Consider the following 16,813-nt stretch of genomic DNA (forward strand, 5'->3'; position numbering starts at 1 on the left):
CGCTATCGCGGCAAGGTTGCTTCCGTGTTCACCACGATCTTGCCGAGCAGGTGGCCTTCCTCGCTGCGCCGGTGCGCGTCGGCGATCCGCTCCAAGGGGAACACCTCCGCGATCGGGATGCGTACCGCATGGGCCGGCAGGGGGCCTCTCGTGCCGCCGCGCGAGAACCGTACGCCCAGCTTCGCCGCGTTGACCGGGTCCGCGATGGAGACCACCTTGGCCGGGTCGCCGGTGAGCCGCACGGACAGCTCCAGCTCGCCCCTGCCCGAGGCGTCCAGCACCCGGTCGACGGGCCCCTGCAGGCGCTCCTCCAGGCCCTCGCCGTAGGTGACCGGGTGGACGCCGAGGTCGCGGAGGTAGGGGTGGTGGCGTTCGCTCGCCGTGCCGACGACCTTGGCTCCCCTGGCGATGGCGAGCTGCGCGGCGGCCAGCCCCACGCCGCCCGCGACCGCGTGGATCAGCAGCGTCTGTCCTGGCTGGAGGCCGAGCAGACGGAGCGTGCGCTCGGCCGTCTCGATGGCGACCGGCAGCGCGGCGGCCTCCTCGTACGTCAGCTCGTCCGGCTTCGGCGTCAGCGCGGCGGCGTCGGCGATCGCGTGCGTGGCCGCCGCCCCCGACTCGATCTGCCCGAACACCGGCTGGCCGAGCCGCCACCCGGTGACCTCCGGGCCGATCGCGTCGATCGTCCCGGCCAGCTCGAGGCCGGTGCCTCGGGGGCCGTCGACGGGGGCGCCGCGGCGGAGCTTCCAGTCGATGGGGTTCACCCCGGCCGCCCTGACCGCGACCCGCACCTGTCCGGGGCCCGGCTGGGGGAGGGGGATCTCGTCCAACGTCAGCACCTCGGGGCCGCCGTTGGCCCGATAGCGGGCGGCCTGGGCGGTGACGAGCAGGAGTGCCTTGCCGACCAGCTCGCGCCTGTCCAGCGCCGCGTGCGCCTCGCTCGCCCGCTCCAGCGGCACGGCCAGCCCGACGACGGTGGCGAGCCGGTCATCCGCCATGACTCTCCGGGCCAGCCGCCCGAACTCGTCCGGGGCGAACTGGACCTGCTCCATGCCGACCACCCGCGCGGTCCCGGGCTGGATCTGGGCGGTCGAACCGCTGGGCGCGCCGTAGGCGAAGAACGTCCCGCCGGGCTCGACCAGTTCGTACGCGGCGCCGCCGACCTCCCCGCCGATCCCGTCGAACACCACGTCGAACCGCCCGCCGAGCTCGGCGTAGTCGACGGCCTGCGCCGCTCCCATGTCCAGGGCCGCCTGCCGCTTCGCCGCGCCGTGGGCCGCGGCCGTCACGTGGGCGCCGGCCGCGCTCGCGAGCCGCACGATCGGCAGTCCCAGCGCGCCTCCCGCCCCGGTGACCAGCACGCGGGTCCCGGCCGTCAGCCCGGCCGCCTCCACCAGGCTCAGCGCGGCGGGTCCCACCTGGATGAGCGAGGCCGCCCGCCACAAGGGCACCTCGTCAGGCACCTCGACCACCGTCTCGGCGCCGGTCACGACCTGTTCGGCGTACCCGCCGCCGCCGGGGAGGAACGCGGCCACCCGCCGCCCTGCCCACCCGGGATCCACGCCTTCGCCCACCGACAGCACCCGCCCGGCCACGCCGGTGCCAGGTACGAACGGCGGCTCGTTCGGGAACCACTCGCGCCCCCACCCGGTCCGCAACTGGGCGTCCAGCGACATCACGTCCACCACGGACACGCCGATGAGCACCTGGCCGGGACCTGGCTGGGGCTCCGGCGCCTGCCGGAGCTCCAGCACCTCGGGACCACCGAACTTCGTCACCTCGATCACGTTCATGCGACCGAGTCTGTTACCTCAAGTGCGGTTGAGGTCAATGCGGCGCTCTTCTCACGAGCCGCCGAAGAGCTTCTGCGCCTGCTGGATGACGACCATCACGGTCAGCGCGCCGAAGAAGGCCACCGACCACACCAGCGCGCCCAGCCGGTACGAGCGCACCTTGATGGCCTCGGGCAGCGACCGCCGGTTGAGGATGATCAGCAGGATCGAGTACACGAACATCATCACGGCCGCGAAGCACGCGGAGAACACCAGCAGGATGAGCGGCTGGTCGAAGCCCGCCAGCAGGACCGCGATCCCGATCAGGGCCATGGCCCAGACCGTGTAGAAGTAGACCCGGTTCACCGAGACGGGCTTGTCACGCAGGTAGACCGTCTTGATCGTGTCGGAGGCCAGCCGCGAGGTGTAGTCGACGATGCCCATGGCCGAGGCGAACAGGGCCAGCGCCCCGATCACCCAGAACAGCACGCCGAACCACGGGGCGACGACGTCCTGCAGCACCTTGCCCTCGACCTGCAGGAACTGGATGCTGTTGGCCAGCCCCTCCCGGCCGTTCACGGTGGAGTAGGCCAGCATCGACATGAACGCGATGGTCAGGAACGACACCACGGCGAACGTCCAGGCCTGCTCGATGTTCGCGAAGCGCCACCACTGCTTCCACCGGGCGAGGTTCTCCTTGGTGGGCGGGAACTGGAAGCCCGTCGAAGCGGCCGCCTCCTCCTGGCCGGTCACGGGGCTGACCAGGCGCGGCACGTACTGGCCCATGCCGAAGCCCTTGTCACGGATCCAGTTGCTCTGGCAGAGGTTCTGGCCGCCGCCCGCGCCGGCGTACGCGATGGCGCCCATCAGCACCGAGAACTCCAGCGGCGGCACGGGGAACCTGGCCCCGACCGTCATGCCCTTGCCCAGCTCGACCCAGCTGTCGGCATTGATCGCGAACAGGACCGCGACCACGATCAGCGTCACCACCAGGGCGATCTTCACGAAGATGACCCGTTCGAGCATGGTGTAGATCACCGGCGCCAGCGTCAGGCCGAGCGCGATCACGAGAAGCATGCCGATGGCGATCCACCGCACGCTGCCCGCACCCGACCCGGTCAGGTACGTCACCATGGTCGCGGACGTGGTGACCCAGCCCGGCCAGAGGTTCGAGCAGAGCGTCATCACGACGAAGACCAGGCCCCAGTGTTTCCACATCCGGCTGAACCCGGTGAGCGCGGTCTCGCCGGTGGCCAGCGTGTAGCGCTCGATCTCCATGTTCAGGAACCACTGCGTGATGATCCCGATCGCGGCTCCCCAGATGAAGATGAGCCCCACTTGGGAGGCGATGTACGGCCAGAGGATGAACTCGCCCGACGCCAGCCCCACCCCCGCGCCCACCAGCCCAGGGCCGATGATGCGCCATTTAGATCGAGGAGGTTCGGGCAGGTCGCGGACGGTGACGGACGGTAGGACTCGCGCAGGAACGGTCGGGGTGTACTCCGCCATGCGGATCTCCTTGCTCAGTGTTGCCTGACCGCCACATTACAGAGACATGAAACGCTGGTGGAATAGCTAGTAAATTCGCTTTACTACGTATTCGCCCCGGTCGGTGAACCCCACGACCCGCCCGCCGTCCTTCATCGACCCGCCAAGGGCCTCGCGTACGGCCAGCCGCCACGCCTTGGCCGCCGCCGGATCCTCCCGCCGCAGCCGTTCGACGTCGGCCGGCGTCCCCACCAGCACCGCGTCGCCCCGCGCGGCCCTGGTCACCGGCCACCCGCGCTCGCCGGCGAGCAGGACCTCGCCGGGCGGCGGCTCCTCACGCCGCTCGGGCTCGGTTATCCGCCACATCGCCAGCAACCGGTCTGAGGCGTCCCCCTCGTTGATCGCGTCGGCCATGTCCCCGTAGAAGTCCTCCAGGTACTCCTCCGGCAGGGCGCCCAGCTTGACCAGGTTGAACCGGGCGTTCCTGCGTACGAGCGGGTCGAACGTCCACGTGATCCGCTCCAGCCCCCGCGTCAGGCACCAGTCCCGCTGATGCGACTTCAACGCGTACCCGATGCCCCGCCCGACGGCGGCGCCGGTCACGTGCGAGTGCAGCGCCCCGCCGGCCGCCCTGAACCCGACGGAGGCACCCACCAGCGTGCCTGCCTCGTACGCGCCCACGACGTAGTTGCCCGTGTGCGCGAAGCCGATCATCAGCTCCATGGTCACGGGCGGGTTGTGCGGCGCGGGATGCCAGATGTCGTCGAAGAGCCGGTAGACCTCCTGGAACTCGTCGATCTCCCGCAACTCCCTGATCACCAAACCACCACTCACCCCTCCATTTACGCACGGCGGGGCGCAGCACGTTACGGGTGCCTTCGCGGCTACTCTCAGTAGTCAATCGGATGTCCGTTGATCTCGGAGGTTCCCATGTCGCTCGTGCTCACCGCCGCTCGCGGGCTGGCCGTGCTCGGACTGTGCGCGACGCCGTTCCTCGCCCCGCCGCCCGCCACCGCCGACGACGACGAGCCGGGCGCGGAGCTGTTCATCACCGTCAGACCGGCGTCGGGCGGCGAGTACGCGAGGACCCTCACCTGCGACCCGGACGGGGGCCTCCATCCGCGACCGGTGGAGGCGTGCGACGCGCTGCGCGAGGTGGACGGGCACGTCGAGGACCTCGACGTGGATCCCGGACCGTGCCCGATGATCTGGGACCCGGTGACGGTCGACATCGCCGGCCACTGGCACGGCGAGGACGTCTCGTTCCACCGGCAGTTCTCCAACAGCTGCGTCGCGGAGCGGAAGCTCGGCCCCCTCGTGTAGGCGTACGGCCCCCCGGTCGGCGCCATCCGTACGTGGCCCGTGGCGGGTGGCCGCTGTAATGCGATCGAGGTGGGTGGATGCAACGGAGAGACAAGGAACTCTGAGAATCGCACCGGACGCCACTCGACGCGCAACGGAATCAACCCGACCCGTTGAGAGCGTCCGGCTCAGCCTTGATTGCGGACGGCGTGCAAAAGGAATGCCGTCAGCGGACGGTCAGGCCCACAATGCCCATTTCGGCCCGTAGGTTTCCGTGTAGACACAGTTGTAGGAGGTCCACCATCCCCACTGGATGCCGAGGTTCCCCCCATTGAGGCAGTCGGAGTAGAGGTAGTAGACGTACCTGATGCTGTCGGCCTGAGCAGGGGCGGCCCCCACCGATACTGTCAGACCAGCGGCCAGCGCGGCGGCGACGGCCAACGATCGAGCTTTGCCCATGGACTCTCCTTTGGGATCCGCGACGGACATCCCAGAAATCATGGCAGCGCCGCCCGTCTCCGACGAGCCCCGAAGTTCTCAAGGCGCTCTTGAGCAATCGTGAGCTTGCCAGAGAACGCAATACGCTTCGGAGATCTCTGAAACTTTCACGTGCATGACGCCGATTCGCCACGACGGGCACCCGAGCCAATGACCGCAATCAAGGATCCGACCGACGCCGATCCGGGAGGGCGCCATTCCCGGCACGATCGTCTGCACCGCATCGCTGTCCGCCCAGCTGACGGCCGCCTGCGCGGCTGTACTCGTGCGACAGGGCCGGCCGGCCACCGAATCGACTTTGGCGCCTGCGGGGTGGGGGCGCGGCAGGCGCCGCACTTGATGGTGATCTCACACCTGGCCGCGGAGAGCAGGCCGGCTCGCCGGCTGCCGTCCGCGGCCGATCATGTGCGCTAGATGTGCTCGGCCGGGTTCGCCGGGAGGTAGAAGTTCCAGCTCCCGTGTCCCTCGTGCGCGCCGCCCCCGGCGCAGTGGCCGTTGTCGGGCCGGCCGTTCCACCAGAGGCAGTAGCACTTGTTGCAGAACCGCCAGTTGTCCTGCTGCGTCGTCGGCGCCATGTCTCCTCCTGCGATGTCGAGACCGGTGTGCTGTCCGGCCACAGTCAGTGTCGGACGGGACGCAGAGCGTGCGTATCCCTAGAAGTGGGGGATGACGCCGACCGGTTTTCGTGCGTACCAGACGAGTGGGACGCCGGTACGCGGACAGGCTTCCCCCGCAACTCGCGGCGCGGGGAGCACGAGATCCGGGTAGCCCTCGATCCGCCGGCGGTCATACCAGTCGTTCGCCCAGGAAGCGGTGCACGTTGCCGCCGATGATCTTCAGGACGTCCTTCTCCGGGACGCCGCGGGCGACCAGGCCCTCGGTGACCATGGGCAGCCCCGACGGCCCCTCCAGGCCGGCGACGGCCAGCTTCGGGTTGACGCCTCTCGCGTTGACGCCCTCGCAGCACGGCGGCGTCAGGTCGTCCATGACCTCCCGGATGAAGTCCGGACCCAGGCCGACGTGGTCGATCCCGGCCACGGACGCGATGTGCTCGATGTGGTCGAGCAGGCGGTCGAGCGTCATGTCCTCCTCGCGCTCGGCGAGGAAGGGGGCCAGGAAGTTGACGCAGATCACGCCGCCCGTGGCGGCCACCCCGCGAAGCTGGTCGTCGGTGAGGTTGCGGTGGTGGTCGCGCAGCGCCCGGGCGGAGGAGTGGGTGGCCATGACCGGTTTGGTGGCCAGCTCCAGGACGTGCGCCACGCCGGAGGCTCCCAGATGGGAGATGTCGAAGACGATGCCGAGCCGCTCCATCTCCTGCAGCGCCGCCACGCCGTGGGACGTCAGGCCGCTGCCCGTGGCGTCCTCACCGCTGCCGTCGGCCAGCGGCGTACGGCCGAAGTGGGCGATGGACGCCACCCGCACGCCCAGCCGGTGGACGGTAGAGATCAGCTCCACGTTCGCGTCGATCCCCGGCATGCTCTCCAGCGCGATCACCAGTGCGATCTTGCCCTCGTCGATTGCCCGGTCGATGTCGGCGGCGTCCAGACAGATGCGGACGTAGTCAGAGTTTCCCTCGGCCAGCACGTGCGCGCACTCGATCATGCGCAGCGTCTGCCGCAGCGCGCCCTCCGGCCGGTACTGGTCGTCGATGAAGACCGGCAGGATCTGCAGATTCACCCCGCCGTCGATGAGCTGGGGCAGCCACCTCTGGCGGAAGAACGAGGCCCACTGCTCAGGCGGCCGCGCGGAGACGGCCATGAGCAGGTCGTTGTGGGTGTCGGCCACGACCGCGCGCCGGTGCAGGGAAAGGGTCATGAGTTGGACGTTATCGCGCGGGCCGGACTGCTCCAATGCCCCCGGGCTGGACGGGGCGGTAGGCGGGAGCAGGAGGCCTGGAGGTGAGTTTGCGGTAGAGCGTGGTGGTGCCGGGCCAGTTGTTCGTCACGCGGCCCTCCGGCGTCTTGTACCAGCTCTGGCACCCGCCGCCCCACACCATCCGCGTCATCGCCGCGTCGAGCTGCCGGCGCCACGCCGCCATGACCTCGGGGCGCACCTCCATCGGCCCGGTGGCCGACAGGTGCGGCAGGCAGGACATGACATGCCGCACCTGGCACTCGATCATGAACACGATGGAGTTGTGGCCGAGGTTCGTGTTGGGGCCGTACAGGAGGAAGAGGTTCGGGAAGTTCGGCATGGATATGCCCAGGTACGCCGCGGCCCCGCCCTTCCACTGCTCCTCGAGCGTCCGTTCGTCGCGGCCCACGACCTCCATCGGCGCCAGGAACTCGGTGCTCCTGAAGCCGGTGGCGTAAACGATCGTGTCGGCCTCGTACCGGCCCTCGGTGGTCTCGATGCCCTTCGGCGTGATCCGCACGATCCCGTCCGTCACGACATCGACATCGGCCCTGGTCAGTGCCGGATAGAAGGTGCTGTCGATGACGACCCGCTTGCAGCCCGGCGGGTAGTCGGGGGTGAGCTTGGCCCGCAGCGCGGGGTCGGGCACCTGGTCGTGCAGGTGCCGCAGGGCACGCTTCTTGAGCAGCTCCGCGCTCCACCCCTGGGCGAGTGCGGGGTAGAGAGTGGCCTCGGCGTACCGGTAGATCCACTCGCGGTAGACGCGCTGGAGGCCGGGGACGAAGCGGAACGCGAGCCTGGCCAGCGGCCCGAACGCGGTGTCCGGCTTCGGGATCACCCAGTTGGGCGTGCGCTGGAAGACGTGCAGATGGCCGGCCTGCTCGGCGACGCGCGGGATGAACTGGGCCGCCGACGACCCGTTCCCGATCACGGCGACGCGCCGGCCGGTGAGGTCGTGATCGTGGTTCCAGCGCGCGGAGTGGAAGGAGGTGCCTTCGAAATCCGACATTCCGGGAATGTCAGGGAGGCGGGGGCGGTTGAGCTGGCCCACGCTCATGACCACCACGTCGAACGCCTCGGTACGGCCGCCGCTCGTCACCTGCCACGTCGTGCCGTCGAAGGCGGCGCGCTCGACCTCGGCGCCGAACCGGATTTTTCGCCTGACGTCGTATTTATCGGCGCAATGTTCAAGATATTCAAGAATTTCGGGCTGCTCCGGGTAACGACGCGTCCAGCTCGCGTACTTCTCGAATGAGTACGAGTAGAGATGCGAGGGAATGTCGCACCCCGCCCCCGGATAGCTGTTGTCCCGCCACGTGCCCCCGAGGCCGTCGGCCTTCTCGAAGACCGTGTACGAGCGGATCCCGGCGCGTTCGAGCTGGATCGCCATGCACAGTCCGCCGAACCCCGCTCCGATGATCGCCACGCTCGGTGACATGCCGCCCTCCGCAGGTCAGGGTCCACTTACAGTACGCCGAACGCCGTTCCGACGACACCCTCCCCGAGGCCGATAGTCTGCGCACGTGGCTGCTGTGACGTTGACGAACGTGATCGAGGTGCTGGAGGCGGCCTACCCGCCCGCCCGGGCCGAGTCGTGGGACGCCGTGGGGCTGGTGAGCGGAGACCCGGCGCAGGAGGTGCGGCGGGTGCTGTTCGCGGTCGACCCGCTCGCGGCCGTGGCCGACGAGGCCCTGGAGTGGGAGGCCGACCTGATCGTCACCCACCATCCGCTCTACCTGCGCGGCACCACCAGCGTGGCCGCGACCACGCCCAAGGGCCGCCTGATCCACACCCTGATAAAGAACGACATCGCCCTCTACACCGCCCACACCAACGCCGACGTGGCCAACCCCGGCGTGTCCGACGCCCTGGCCCGAGCCGTCGGCCTGGTCGACGACCTGGTGCCGCTCCAGCCGTTCCCCGACGACCCGTGGCGCGGGCTGGGCCGCATCGGCGAACTGCCCTCGGAGATGACGCTGGGCGAGTTCGCCGCGCAGGCGGCCAAGGGCCTGCCCCGCACGCCAGGTGGCATCCGCGTGGCGGGTGACCTGTCCCGCCCCGTGACGCGCGTGGCGGTCAGCGGGGGCGCGGGCGATTCGCTCCTCGGTACGGCGAAGGCCGCGGGGGTCGATGTGTTCCTCACGGCGGACCTGCGGCATCATCCGGCGAGTGAGTTCGTGGAGTCGGGCGGTCCCGCGCTGATGGACGCCGCGCACTGGGCGACGGAGTGGCCCTGGCTGGAGAGCGCGGCGTCCATCCTGCGCTCCAGTGGCGTTACCGTTGAAACGCGTGTCTCCGCCACGGTCACCGATGCTTGGACAAGAGGATATTGATCATGAAAGCAGCCCCTGAGGCCCAGAAGAGACTGCTCGACCTGGCAGAGCTCGACTCCGTGATTGATCGGCTGGCGCACCGCCGCCGCACCCTGCCCGAGCTTGCCGAGATCGACGAGCGGTCCAAGTCGTACGCCAGGCTCGCGACGCAGGTGATCGAGGCCGAGACCGAGGCCGGTGACCTGGCTCGCGAGCAGGCCAAGGCCGAGAGCGACGTCGACGCCGTGCGCACCCGTGCCGACCGTGACCAGAAGCGCCTCGACTCCGGCGCCGTGACCTCGCCGCGCGACCTGGCCGGTCTGCAGTCGGAGATCGCCTCGCTGCACAAGCGCCAGGGAGACCTGGAAGAGGTCGTTCTGGAGATCATGGAGCGCAAGGAGGCGGCCGACACCAAGGTCACCGACCTGATCGCCCAGCGCGACGAGATCGCCGCCGCCCTCGCCACCGCCGAGGCCCGCCGCGACGAGGCGCTCAAGGAGATCGACAAGGAGTCGGGCGAGGTCCAGGCCCGCCGCGCCACCACCACCGGCGACATCCCCGCCGACCTCCTGGGGCTCTACGAGAAGCTCAAGGGCCAGTACGGCGTGGGCGCCGCGATGCTGCGCGGCGGCCGGTGCCAGGGCTGCAAGGTGGCCCTGTCCATCGCCGAGATGAACCGCATCAAGGCCGCGCCCCACGACGAGGTGCTCCGTTGCGACGAGTGCCGCCGCATCCTCGTACGTACGGCAGAGTCAGGGCTGTGACCTCCTACATCATCGAGGCGGACGGCGGCTCGCGCGGCAACCCGGGGCCCGCCGGCTACGGCGCGGTGGTCAAGGACGCCTCCGACGGACAGGTTCTGGCGGAGGCGGCCGAGGCCATCGGCGTCACGACCAACAACGTCGCCGAATACCGCGGCCTGATCGCCGGCCTCCAGGCCGCGCTCCGGCTGGGCGGCGAGGGGGCGTCGGTCGCCGTCCGGATGGACTCCAAGCTGGTCGTCGAGCAGATGGCGGGCCGCTGGAAGATCAAGAACGAGGGGCTGCGCCCGCTCGCCATGGAGGCCGGGTCGCTGGTCAGGCGGCTGCGCGTGACGGAGTGGACCTGGATCCCCCGCGAGCGCAACAAGCACGCCGACCGCCTGGCCAACGAGGCCATGGACGCCGCCGCCAAGGGCCTGACCTGGAAGGCCGGCGGGACGACCGAGCCGGGCGCACCCGGGGCCGCACCGGCGCGATCGGGAGCCTTGGAGGACTCGGAGGCCTCGCGGGCCTCGGGAGTTTCGCGAGCAGAAAGGCCGGCCCCGAAGGCCTCTGGGGCGACGGCCCGCTCCGCCGCCGTGGCCCCTCCGGGCGTCGCCCAGCAGACGGACCTCCTCGACGCGGGGAGCGCCATCTCCGAAATATCCGCCCCCACCGCCTCCATCGCCGCCGCCCAGCAGCGCACCGGCAAGGGCACCGGCTGGCGCCCGCCCACCCGTGTGGCCACGTCACTGCTCCTGCTTCGGCACGGCGAGACCGAGCTCTCCCTCGAACGCAGGTTCTCGGGCAGGGGCGACGTCGAGCTCACGCCCAACGGCCTGGCCCAGGCTGCGGCCGCCGCCGAGAGGCTGTCGCGCGAGCCGTACCGGCCGGATGCGATCATCTCCTCGCCGCTCGAGCGCGCCAGGCAGACCGCGCAGGCGGTCGCCCAGCGGACCGGGCTCGACGTCGAGGTGGACGAAGATCTCAGGGAGCTCGATTTCGGTGCCTGGGAGGGCCACACGTTCACGGAGGTGCAGCGCCGCTGGCCGGCCGAGCTCACCGCCTGGCTCGCCGACCCCGAGACCGCGCCACCGGGCGGCGAGAGCTTCGCCTCGGCCGCGCGCCGCGTCCAGGCTGCGGGAGAGCGGCTGATCGAGCGGTACGAGGGCAAGACCATCCTCGCGGTCTCGCACGTGACGCCCATCAAGATACTGCTGAGACTGGCCCTCATGGCCCCTCTGGAGTCCCTCTACCGCATGCACCTCGACCTGGCGTGCCTGTCGCTGATCGAGTACTACGCGGACGGCCCGGCCGTGGTGAAGTCGTTCAACGACACCGGACACCTGCGCCGGGGATAACGTAGGTCTTGGTAGAGTTTTGCAGACGAGTCGGCCGGGCGACCGCGTCGGGCCACACGGCCCGCCGAGGAAGGTCCGGGCTCCACAGGGCAGGGTGGTCGGTAACGCCGACCCGGGGTGACCCGCGGGATAGTGCCACAGAAAGCAGACCGCCTCCCGGTTGACGGGAGGTAAGGGTGAAAGGGTGGTGTAAGAGACCACCAGCGCCCACGGCGACGTGGGCGGCTAGGTAAACCCCACCCGGAGCAAGGTCAAGAAGGGACGCTCTCCGGAGCGTTCCGCGCGCGACGTTCGAGGGCTGCCCGCCCGAGCCGCGCGGGTAGACCGCTCGAGGCCGCCGGCAACGGCGGCCCTAGATGGATGGTCGCCCCTTCTCACGAAGGACAGAACCCGGCCTACAGGCCGACTCGTCACTTCCACCCCTCTGACCAGGGGGTGAGGGCCGCGGCCTCCAGCGGCTCGGAGGAACGGAGGAAGCGCAGGTCCTCTATGGCCAGGGCGACATCGGTGGCGCCGCCGCGGCGGAGGGCCGTGGTCAGGGCGTCCAGGTCGGACCAGCGGGACGGACGGAGGTGGACGCGGTAGCCGTCTCCGGCGGGCTCCAGGGTGAGGGCTTCGCCGATGGCGAGCCTGCTCTCCGGGAGGTGGGCCGCGCTCGCTCCGGCGGCCCGTTCCAGGGCGGTGACCGAGGTGAGCCCGGCGGCGATGGGCAGGGTCGTGTCCGGGCCGGTGACGTATTCGTGCAAGTCACGCAGGCGGGCGGCGGCGGTCGTACGGGCGGGGTAGTCCTTGGGCAGGCGGTCGGCCAGGAGCCGCACAGCGCGGGCGACGTGACCCAGCGGCGGCACGGACGGACGCGTGCCGAGCAGGGCGATCAGCGCCTCCAGGGCGTCCTCGGCCCCGGAGACGAGGGTGACCCACTGCCCGGTGGTGAGCGGGGTGAGCCTGGGATGGCGTTCCGTCCAGTACGCGACCGCCCGGTCCAGGTCGGGGCCCGTACGCCAGAGGTCGGCAGGGTCGTCGGGCATGAGCAGTTCGACGACTTCGACGGCCTCGTCGGTGGTGGTGAGCGCCTCCAGGGAGAGCGCGGCGATGCGCAGTTCGATCTCGGTCAGGTCGAGTTCGCGGGCGCGGGCGGCGTCGCCCTTGCCGAAGGCGGCGACGCGGCCCCGCGCCCAGCCGTCCGGCCAGGAGAGCGTGCGGGCAGAGGTGGACAGCAGGATCAGGCACTGGGCCGGTGACAGGCCGGTGGCCTCCGCGAACGCCCGTACGGTCGCCTCCCGGTCCACGGGCGGCGGGCCGTTCTCGGCGATCAGGTCGAGCGCCCGCCGGAGCCGGTCCTGGTCGCCCCAGCCGCGGCAGGTCCGCAGCTCGACGACGCGGTTGCGGGTGAACAGGAGCGGGTCGGGGCCGTCCGGGGTGTGGAGGAGCGCCGTGACCACGTACCCGTGCCCCACCTGCTCGTAGTCGGCGACGGCGGCGGCCATGATGGGGCCGCGGCCCGAGCGGATCTGCCCGAGGTCGTACTCCGGGCGCAGCCGGGCGACGTGCCACGTTCCGTCGGTACGGAGGAGTTCGGGGACGGCGGCCAGTTCCAGAAGTCGCGCGCGCCCGCCGCCGCCCCACGCGGCCTCCAGGACGGCGGCGCCGAGGCGGCCCAGCGTGTTCTCGACCCCCTTGACGGCAGAGGCGTCGAATATCGCAATCTCCTTCTCGTACGGCACATCGACGGCGGCACGGGCGAAGTGGATGATCCTCTCGTACGCGGACTCGGGCCCCGGATCGTCCGGCTCGGGGGACTTCTCGGACCGGACGGCGGGCGCCGCGGAGGCGGGCGCCGGGCGCAGGTGGGGCGGCGGGGTCAGCGCCAGGCGTTCCAGCAGGGCGAACGCGCGCTCGCGGCATTCGACGGCTGTCCACACCAGGAAGGTGACGCCCGTCCAGAGCGACTCGTCGGTGATCTCCGGCAGGAGCGGGCGGAGCCGTCCCGCCAGCTCGTAGCGGGCGGCGTCCTTCTCCCTGTACCCGCTGCCGGGGTCCAGCACCCGCATGAGGTCGGCGGCGAGCGCGGCGTCCGCGACGTCGATCAGGGCCTGCGCCTTCTTGTCGTCGACGGCGCGCAGCGCCCTGGATCCTTCGGGGTCGCGCGGCCGCATCGCCGACCACCATCCGGGAGGCGCGACCAGACGGGTCCCGGAGGCGTAGCGGTGGCGCTTGACGGTGCCGATGTTCTCGGCACCGTCGTGCTCGGGCACCCTGCTCCAGCCGCGGACGTAGCGGCCGATGGTCCGCCCGGCCGGGTCCCGCAGCTCGATGATCCGGCCCTGGCCGCGCCACACGGTGGCCTCCGCGCCACCGGGGAAGGCGACCCGTTCGCCGTCGGCCGGTACGACGTGGCGGGCGGCGGGGTGCGCGCTGCCGTGCGGGCAGTGCGGGCCACCGTGGTCCAGTACGGTCACCCGGCCGTTCGCGGCGATCAGGCAGCGGTCGTAGAGGTCGCGTGCCTCAGTCCGTTCGTGGGACCGGCTGGAGATGGGCTCGTACGTGCCGAAGCCGTGGGACGGGCCGACTCCGTCCGGGGTGACGACGGAGGCGCGGAACTGGTGCTCCCAGAGCCGGCCGGACTCGATCAGGAGCAGGTCGGCGCCGCTCTCTTCCAGGTAGTCGGTGATGGTGTTGACGTGGCCGGGGACGAAGGCGGGCAACTCCAGTTCGTCGAGGACGCCGCCGCTCAGCGTGGCGGCGAGGGCGCGGGCCGGGTCCGTCCCGGTCGCGATCGTCCGGACGCTGTCCAGGAGAGGGCCGGGGATTCCGGCGATGGTGAACCGGTCGGCGTCGCACAGGGCGGCGTGCGCGTCCGGAAGCCCTTGATCGGGGACCCGCTCGGCATGCTCGGCCAGGATGGCGGCGACAATCTGCGCCGTTCCCGGTGTCGCGGTCAGAGCCCGTACGGTCTCGGGGGCGGTCTGCTTCGGGACGGCGGGCTCGGTGACGTTGAGCTGGTTGGTCACGTTGCCCACGATCGCGTCGCGCAGCAGCGGAGCCCAGTCCGGGTCGGCGGCGACGGCGGCCAGGTCGGTGCCCGCTCCGGAGGCGAGCCGGTCGTACAGCTTGAACGTGTGCAGCAGCCGGGGCCGCGCGAGCGGGACGCCGCGGTCCAGGAGGAGGTCGAGGAGCGGGAGGTCGGCGGCGGTCTCCTCCCAGCGGTTGACCTCGTCCTCGTCCGCTCCCAGCACCGCCTCATGGTCGTCGCAGGTGAGACCCTCCGCGCGCAGCCGCGTACCGGCGTCGTGCAGGAGGTCGCCGAGACCGGCGACGGGGAGTGCGAGCCCCGCGTACCGCTTCAGGAAGCGGCCGAGCCAGTCCTTCGCCGCCGCCCCCGCCAGTCCGGGGGATGTGGTGAACGGGGCGGTCAGACCCGCGCCCGCGAGGTTGCCAAGGAGGAGCGACACTGCCGCGCTCTTCGCCCTGGGGGTGTCCTTGGCGGGCAGCGGCAGGATGCCGAGGAGCGCGCGGCCGATGCCCGCGTCCGCCCGTGCCATCGGGCCGAGCAGCGGAAGGACGAACGTCCAGAGGGCCTGCGGTGCCGACTCCATGCAGCCGCTCTCCAGCAAGGCACGTACGGCGCGTTCGTCCTCGGACCCGCCGAGCGTGTGCCCGGCGGCCTTCGCCAGCGCGGCCCAGCCGTCGGCCAGGGCCAGCGCGCCGTCCGCGCCGTCCGAGCCTTGCTCGCACCACTCGGTGAGCAGGCTGCGGTGCCAGCGGTACGCGCCGGGGGCGGGATGGCGGGCGGCGAGCCGCTTGCCGTGCTTCTTGAGCGTGGCCGTTCCGGCGGCGTCCGGTCCTGCGGCGAGGTGCGCCGCGACGAGCGCGGCCTCGTCGACCGGCAGCGCGTGCGCGTCCTCGGCGGCGCGGGCCTTCTCGAAGAAGGCGGCGGCGAAGCGGGCGCTGCCCGCGGCGGCCAGGATCCGCGCGCACTCCTCGTAGAACGGCGGCAGCAGCTCGGGCGCGTGCGTCTCCAGGTCGTCGCCGGAACGGGTGAGCGCGGTGCGCGCGAGGCCGGGCTTGCGGGCGGCCAGGCCGTGGACGGCCCGCAGGTCGGTGTGCGCGGCCAGGATGCGGGCGCGGTGCGCCGGGTACCGGTGCAGGGCGGAGGCGAGGAAGCCGAGTGGGCCCGCGTGCACGGTGCCGACGCCGGTCTCCGCCACCGGGTCCAGGTCGTACAGCGACTTCTCGGCCTTGTCGCCGTCGACGGCCGCGCGCCGGACGAGTTCGACGACCGGCTCGTCCAGGACGGAGTGCTCGTAGCGGACGGCGACGCAGGCGTCCTCGTCGGGGCCGGCGGGCGTGCCCGGCAGCACCGCCCCTGCGCGCAGCAGCACGTCGCGGGTTGGTCCGGAGATGCCGGAGGGCAGCACTGTGCCGGGCTCGCCCTGGTGGGCGTCGCAGTAGCAGGAGTACGCCTCGGCTGCCTCCACCACCGGCTCCGTCTCGTCCACGGTGCGGTCCGCGTACAGAGCCATGAGAATGCGGACGCCCTCGGACCAGGCGATGTCGCCGATCTCCCGGCCGCCCGCGGTGAAGCTCAGCCCCGCCAGGTAGGCCGGGCTCATCGGCCCGCTCCAGTGCAGGTCGATCTCGATGCCGAGCGGCTCGGGCGCGTGCACGGTGAACCGCGCCCTGTCCCCCTTGATGCGCCCGCCCAGCTCGTGCACGCGGCGCTCGAACGCGGCGCCGCTCTCGTACCGGGCGTCCATGTATCCGAAGGTGTCGACCACGCCGAACGTACGGTCCATGCTCGCGGGACGCGTCCACACCTCGCGGCGTACCTGCTCGACAACCTGCGTGAGGTTCCGTCCCCGCCAGATGGGCAGCTCGTCGCCGAGCAGCAGCGGGTGCGGGATCGCGAAGGCGTCCGCGCCCGCCCACGCGCCCTCGCGCAGGAGCGCGCAGCGGCCGAGATCGGGCTCGCCGTCGACGATCGGGGCGATGACCAGGTCGGTGAGCGTCTCACGCCACACCGGGTCGTCCCACACGGCCGCGAACACCGCGGCCGGGACGGGCAGTGACCGCACCATCCAGGACTCGACCCGGTCGTGTACCGCCCGCGCGCGCTCGCCGAGCCGGTCGCAGAGGGCGGCGAGCCGTACCGCGGTCGGATCCTTCCTGACGTTGGCGGGCACCTTGGCCGGCACGTGGCCCGCGGCCGTCCGGCAGGCGAGCACCGGCCGCCGCGTCCCCTCGACGGTGAGCTCGTGGCCCGTCCCGATCCCGATCCATCCCATGGCACGCCATTCTTGATCATCCCTACGACATCCGGCGGGAAACAGATGATTTGCCCGCAGCGACGGGCGGCCGCTGCTGACGTTCGCGTCGGATGCGAACTTGGGGACGTCCGGGATGAGGCTTCTTCGGCGTGGGTGAACCCGGGAACCGCGACTCCGGGCGTGAGGGGCGGAAGCACCTGCGCAGCCTCCGCCCCTCCG

12 protein-coding genes and 1 other RNA gene are annotated in these 16,813 nt (G+C 71.2%); 5 read left to right on the forward strand and 8 right to left on the reverse strand.

The window, feature by feature from the left end:
- Positions 1-2: 2 nt before the first annotated feature.
- The 3 genes from ABD830_RS48470 to ABD830_RS48480 form a co-directional block, all read right to left on the reverse strand.
- Positions 3-1,793, reverse strand: coding sequence for an alcohol dehydrogenase catalytic domain-containing protein (locus ABD830_RS48470; RefSeq protein ID WP_345002371.1), 1,791 nt, complete (start codon positions 1,791-1,793; stop codon positions 3-5).
- A gap of 51 nt (positions 1,794-1,844) precedes the next feature.
- Entirely contained in the window at positions 1,845-3,281 is a 1,437-nt protein-coding gene (locus ABD830_RS48475) for an Nramp family divalent metal transporter (RefSeq protein ID WP_345002372.1), read from the reverse strand.
- A 66-nt stretch (positions 3,282-3,347) separates the two neighbouring features.
- The gene (locus ABD830_RS48480; RefSeq protein WP_345002373.1) at positions 3,348-4,079 is read right to left on the reverse strand and encodes a GNAT family N-acetyltransferase; all 732 of its coding nucleotides are present in this window, start codon (positions 4,077-4,079) and stop codon (positions 3,348-3,350) included.
- A gap of 111 nt (positions 4,080-4,190) precedes the next feature.
- On the opposite strand from ABD830_RS48480, the gene ABD830_RS48485 reads away from it, so the two are divergent.
- Positions 4,191-4,583: an SSI family serine proteinase inhibitor gene (locus tag ABD830_RS48485; RefSeq protein WP_345002374.1), complete on the forward strand. Its 393-nt coding sequence runs from the start codon at positions 4,191-4,193 to the stop codon at positions 4,581-4,583.
- Between the two features lie 216 nt (positions 4,584-4,799).
- Here ABD830_RS48485 and ABD830_RS48490 read toward each other — a convergent pair whose 3' ends face one another.
- From ABD830_RS48490 to ABD830_RS48505, 4 genes are all read right to left on the reverse strand, one after another.
- Positions 4,800-5,021: a hypothetical protein gene (locus tag ABD830_RS48490; RefSeq protein ID WP_345002375.1), complete on the reverse strand. Its 222-nt coding sequence runs from the start codon at positions 5,019-5,021 to the stop codon at positions 4,800-4,802.
- Positions 5,022-5,470: 449 nt separating this feature from the next.
- Positions 5,471-5,635, reverse strand: coding sequence for a hypothetical protein (locus ABD830_RS48495; protein ID WP_175587364.1), 165 nt, complete (start codon positions 5,633-5,635; stop codon positions 5,471-5,473).
- 211 nt (positions 5,636-5,846) lie between these two features.
- Positions 5,847-6,875 (reverse strand): dipeptidase, encoded by a 1,029-nt coding sequence (locus tag ABD830_RS48500; protein ID WP_345002376.1) that lies wholly within the window; start codon positions 6,873-6,875, stop codon positions 5,847-5,849.
- A gap of 10 nt (positions 6,876-6,885) precedes the next feature.
- The gene (locus tag ABD830_RS48505; protein ID WP_345002377.1) at positions 6,886-8,352 is read right to left on the reverse strand and encodes a flavin-containing monooxygenase; all 1,467 of its coding nucleotides are present in this window, start codon (positions 8,350-8,352) and stop codon (positions 6,886-6,888) included.
- A 94-nt stretch (positions 8,353-8,446) separates the two neighbouring features.
- Between ABD830_RS48505 and ABD830_RS48510 the strand changes: the two genes are divergently transcribed.
- From ABD830_RS48510 to rnpB, 4 genes are all read left to right on the forward strand, one after another.
- Positions 8,447-9,247 carry a Nif3-like dinuclear metal center hexameric protein gene (locus ABD830_RS48510; protein ID WP_345002663.1) on the forward strand — a complete coding sequence of 267 codons (801 nt, stop codon included), beginning with the start codon at positions 8,447-8,449 and terminating at the stop codon, positions 9,245-9,247.
- 2 nt (positions 9,248-9,249) lie between these two features.
- The gene (locus tag ABD830_RS48515) at positions 9,250-9,990 is read left to right on the forward strand and encodes a zinc ribbon domain-containing protein (protein ID WP_345002378.1); all 741 of its coding nucleotides are present in this window, start codon (positions 9,250-9,252) and stop codon (positions 9,988-9,990) included.
- Positions 9,987-11,327: a bifunctional RNase H/acid phosphatase gene (locus tag ABD830_RS48520; protein ID WP_345002379.1), complete on the forward strand. Its 1,341-nt coding sequence runs from the start codon at positions 9,987-9,989 to the stop codon at positions 11,325-11,327. The genes ABD830_RS48515 and ABD830_RS48520 overlap by 4 nt, the downstream gene beginning before the upstream one ends.
- Before the next feature lie 26 nt (positions 11,328-11,353).
- Positions 11,354-11,741: RNase P RNA component class A (rnpB, locus tag ABD830_RS48525), an RNA gene on the forward strand.
- On the opposite strand, the gene ABD830_RS48530 is transcribed toward rnpB, so the two are convergent.
- The gene (locus ABD830_RS48530; protein ID WP_345002380.1) at positions 11,738-16,612 is read right to left on the reverse strand and encodes a DUF4132 domain-containing protein; all 4,875 of its coding nucleotides are present in this window, start codon (positions 16,610-16,612) and stop codon (positions 11,738-11,740) included. The genes rnpB and ABD830_RS48530 overlap by 4 nt on opposite strands.
- Positions 16,613-16,813: the final 201 nt, after the last annotated feature.

The organism is Nonomuraea helvata, from assembly GCF_039535785.1.
GTDB lineage: Bacteria > Actinomycetota > Actinomycetes > Streptosporangiales > Streptosporangiaceae > Nonomuraea > Nonomuraea helvata.

Bases quoted from the DNA above. Each gene is read 5' to 3' on its own strand.
- ABD830_RS48475 (WP_345002372.1), bottom strand. From the start codon at position 3,281: ATGGCGGAGTACACCCCGACCGTTCCTGCGCGAGTCCTACCGTCCGTC.
- ABD830_RS48495 (WP_175587364.1), bottom strand. From the start codon at position 5,635: ATGGCGCCGACGACGCAGCAGGACAACTGGCGGTTCTGCAACAAGTGC.
- ABD830_RS48515 (WP_345002378.1), top strand. From the start codon at position 9,250: ATGAAAGCAGCCCCTGAGGCCCAGAAGAGACTGCTCGACCTGGCAGAG.
- ABD830_RS48490 (WP_345002375.1), bottom strand. From the start codon at position 5,021: ATGGGCAAAGCTCGATCGTTGGCCGTCGCCGCCGCGCTGGCCGCTGGT.
- ABD830_RS48505 (WP_345002377.1), bottom strand. From the start codon at position 8,352: ATGTCACCGAGCGTGGCGATCATCGGAGCGGGGTTCGGCGGACTGTGC.
- ABD830_RS48485 (WP_345002374.1), top strand. From the start codon at position 4,191: ATGTCGCTCGTGCTCACCGCCGCTCGCGGGCTGGCCGTGCTCGGACTG.
- ABD830_RS48500 (WP_345002376.1), bottom strand. From the start codon at position 6,875: ATGACCCTTTCCCTGCACCGGCGCGCGGTCGTGGCCGACACCCACAAC.
- ABD830_RS48530 (WP_345002380.1), bottom strand. From the start codon at position 16,612: ATGGGATGGATCGGGATCGGGACGGGCCACGAGCTCACCGTCGAGGGG.
- ABD830_RS48470 (WP_345002371.1), bottom strand. From the start codon at position 1,793: ATGAACGTGATCGAGGTGACGAAGTTCGGTGGTCCCGAGGTGCTGGAG.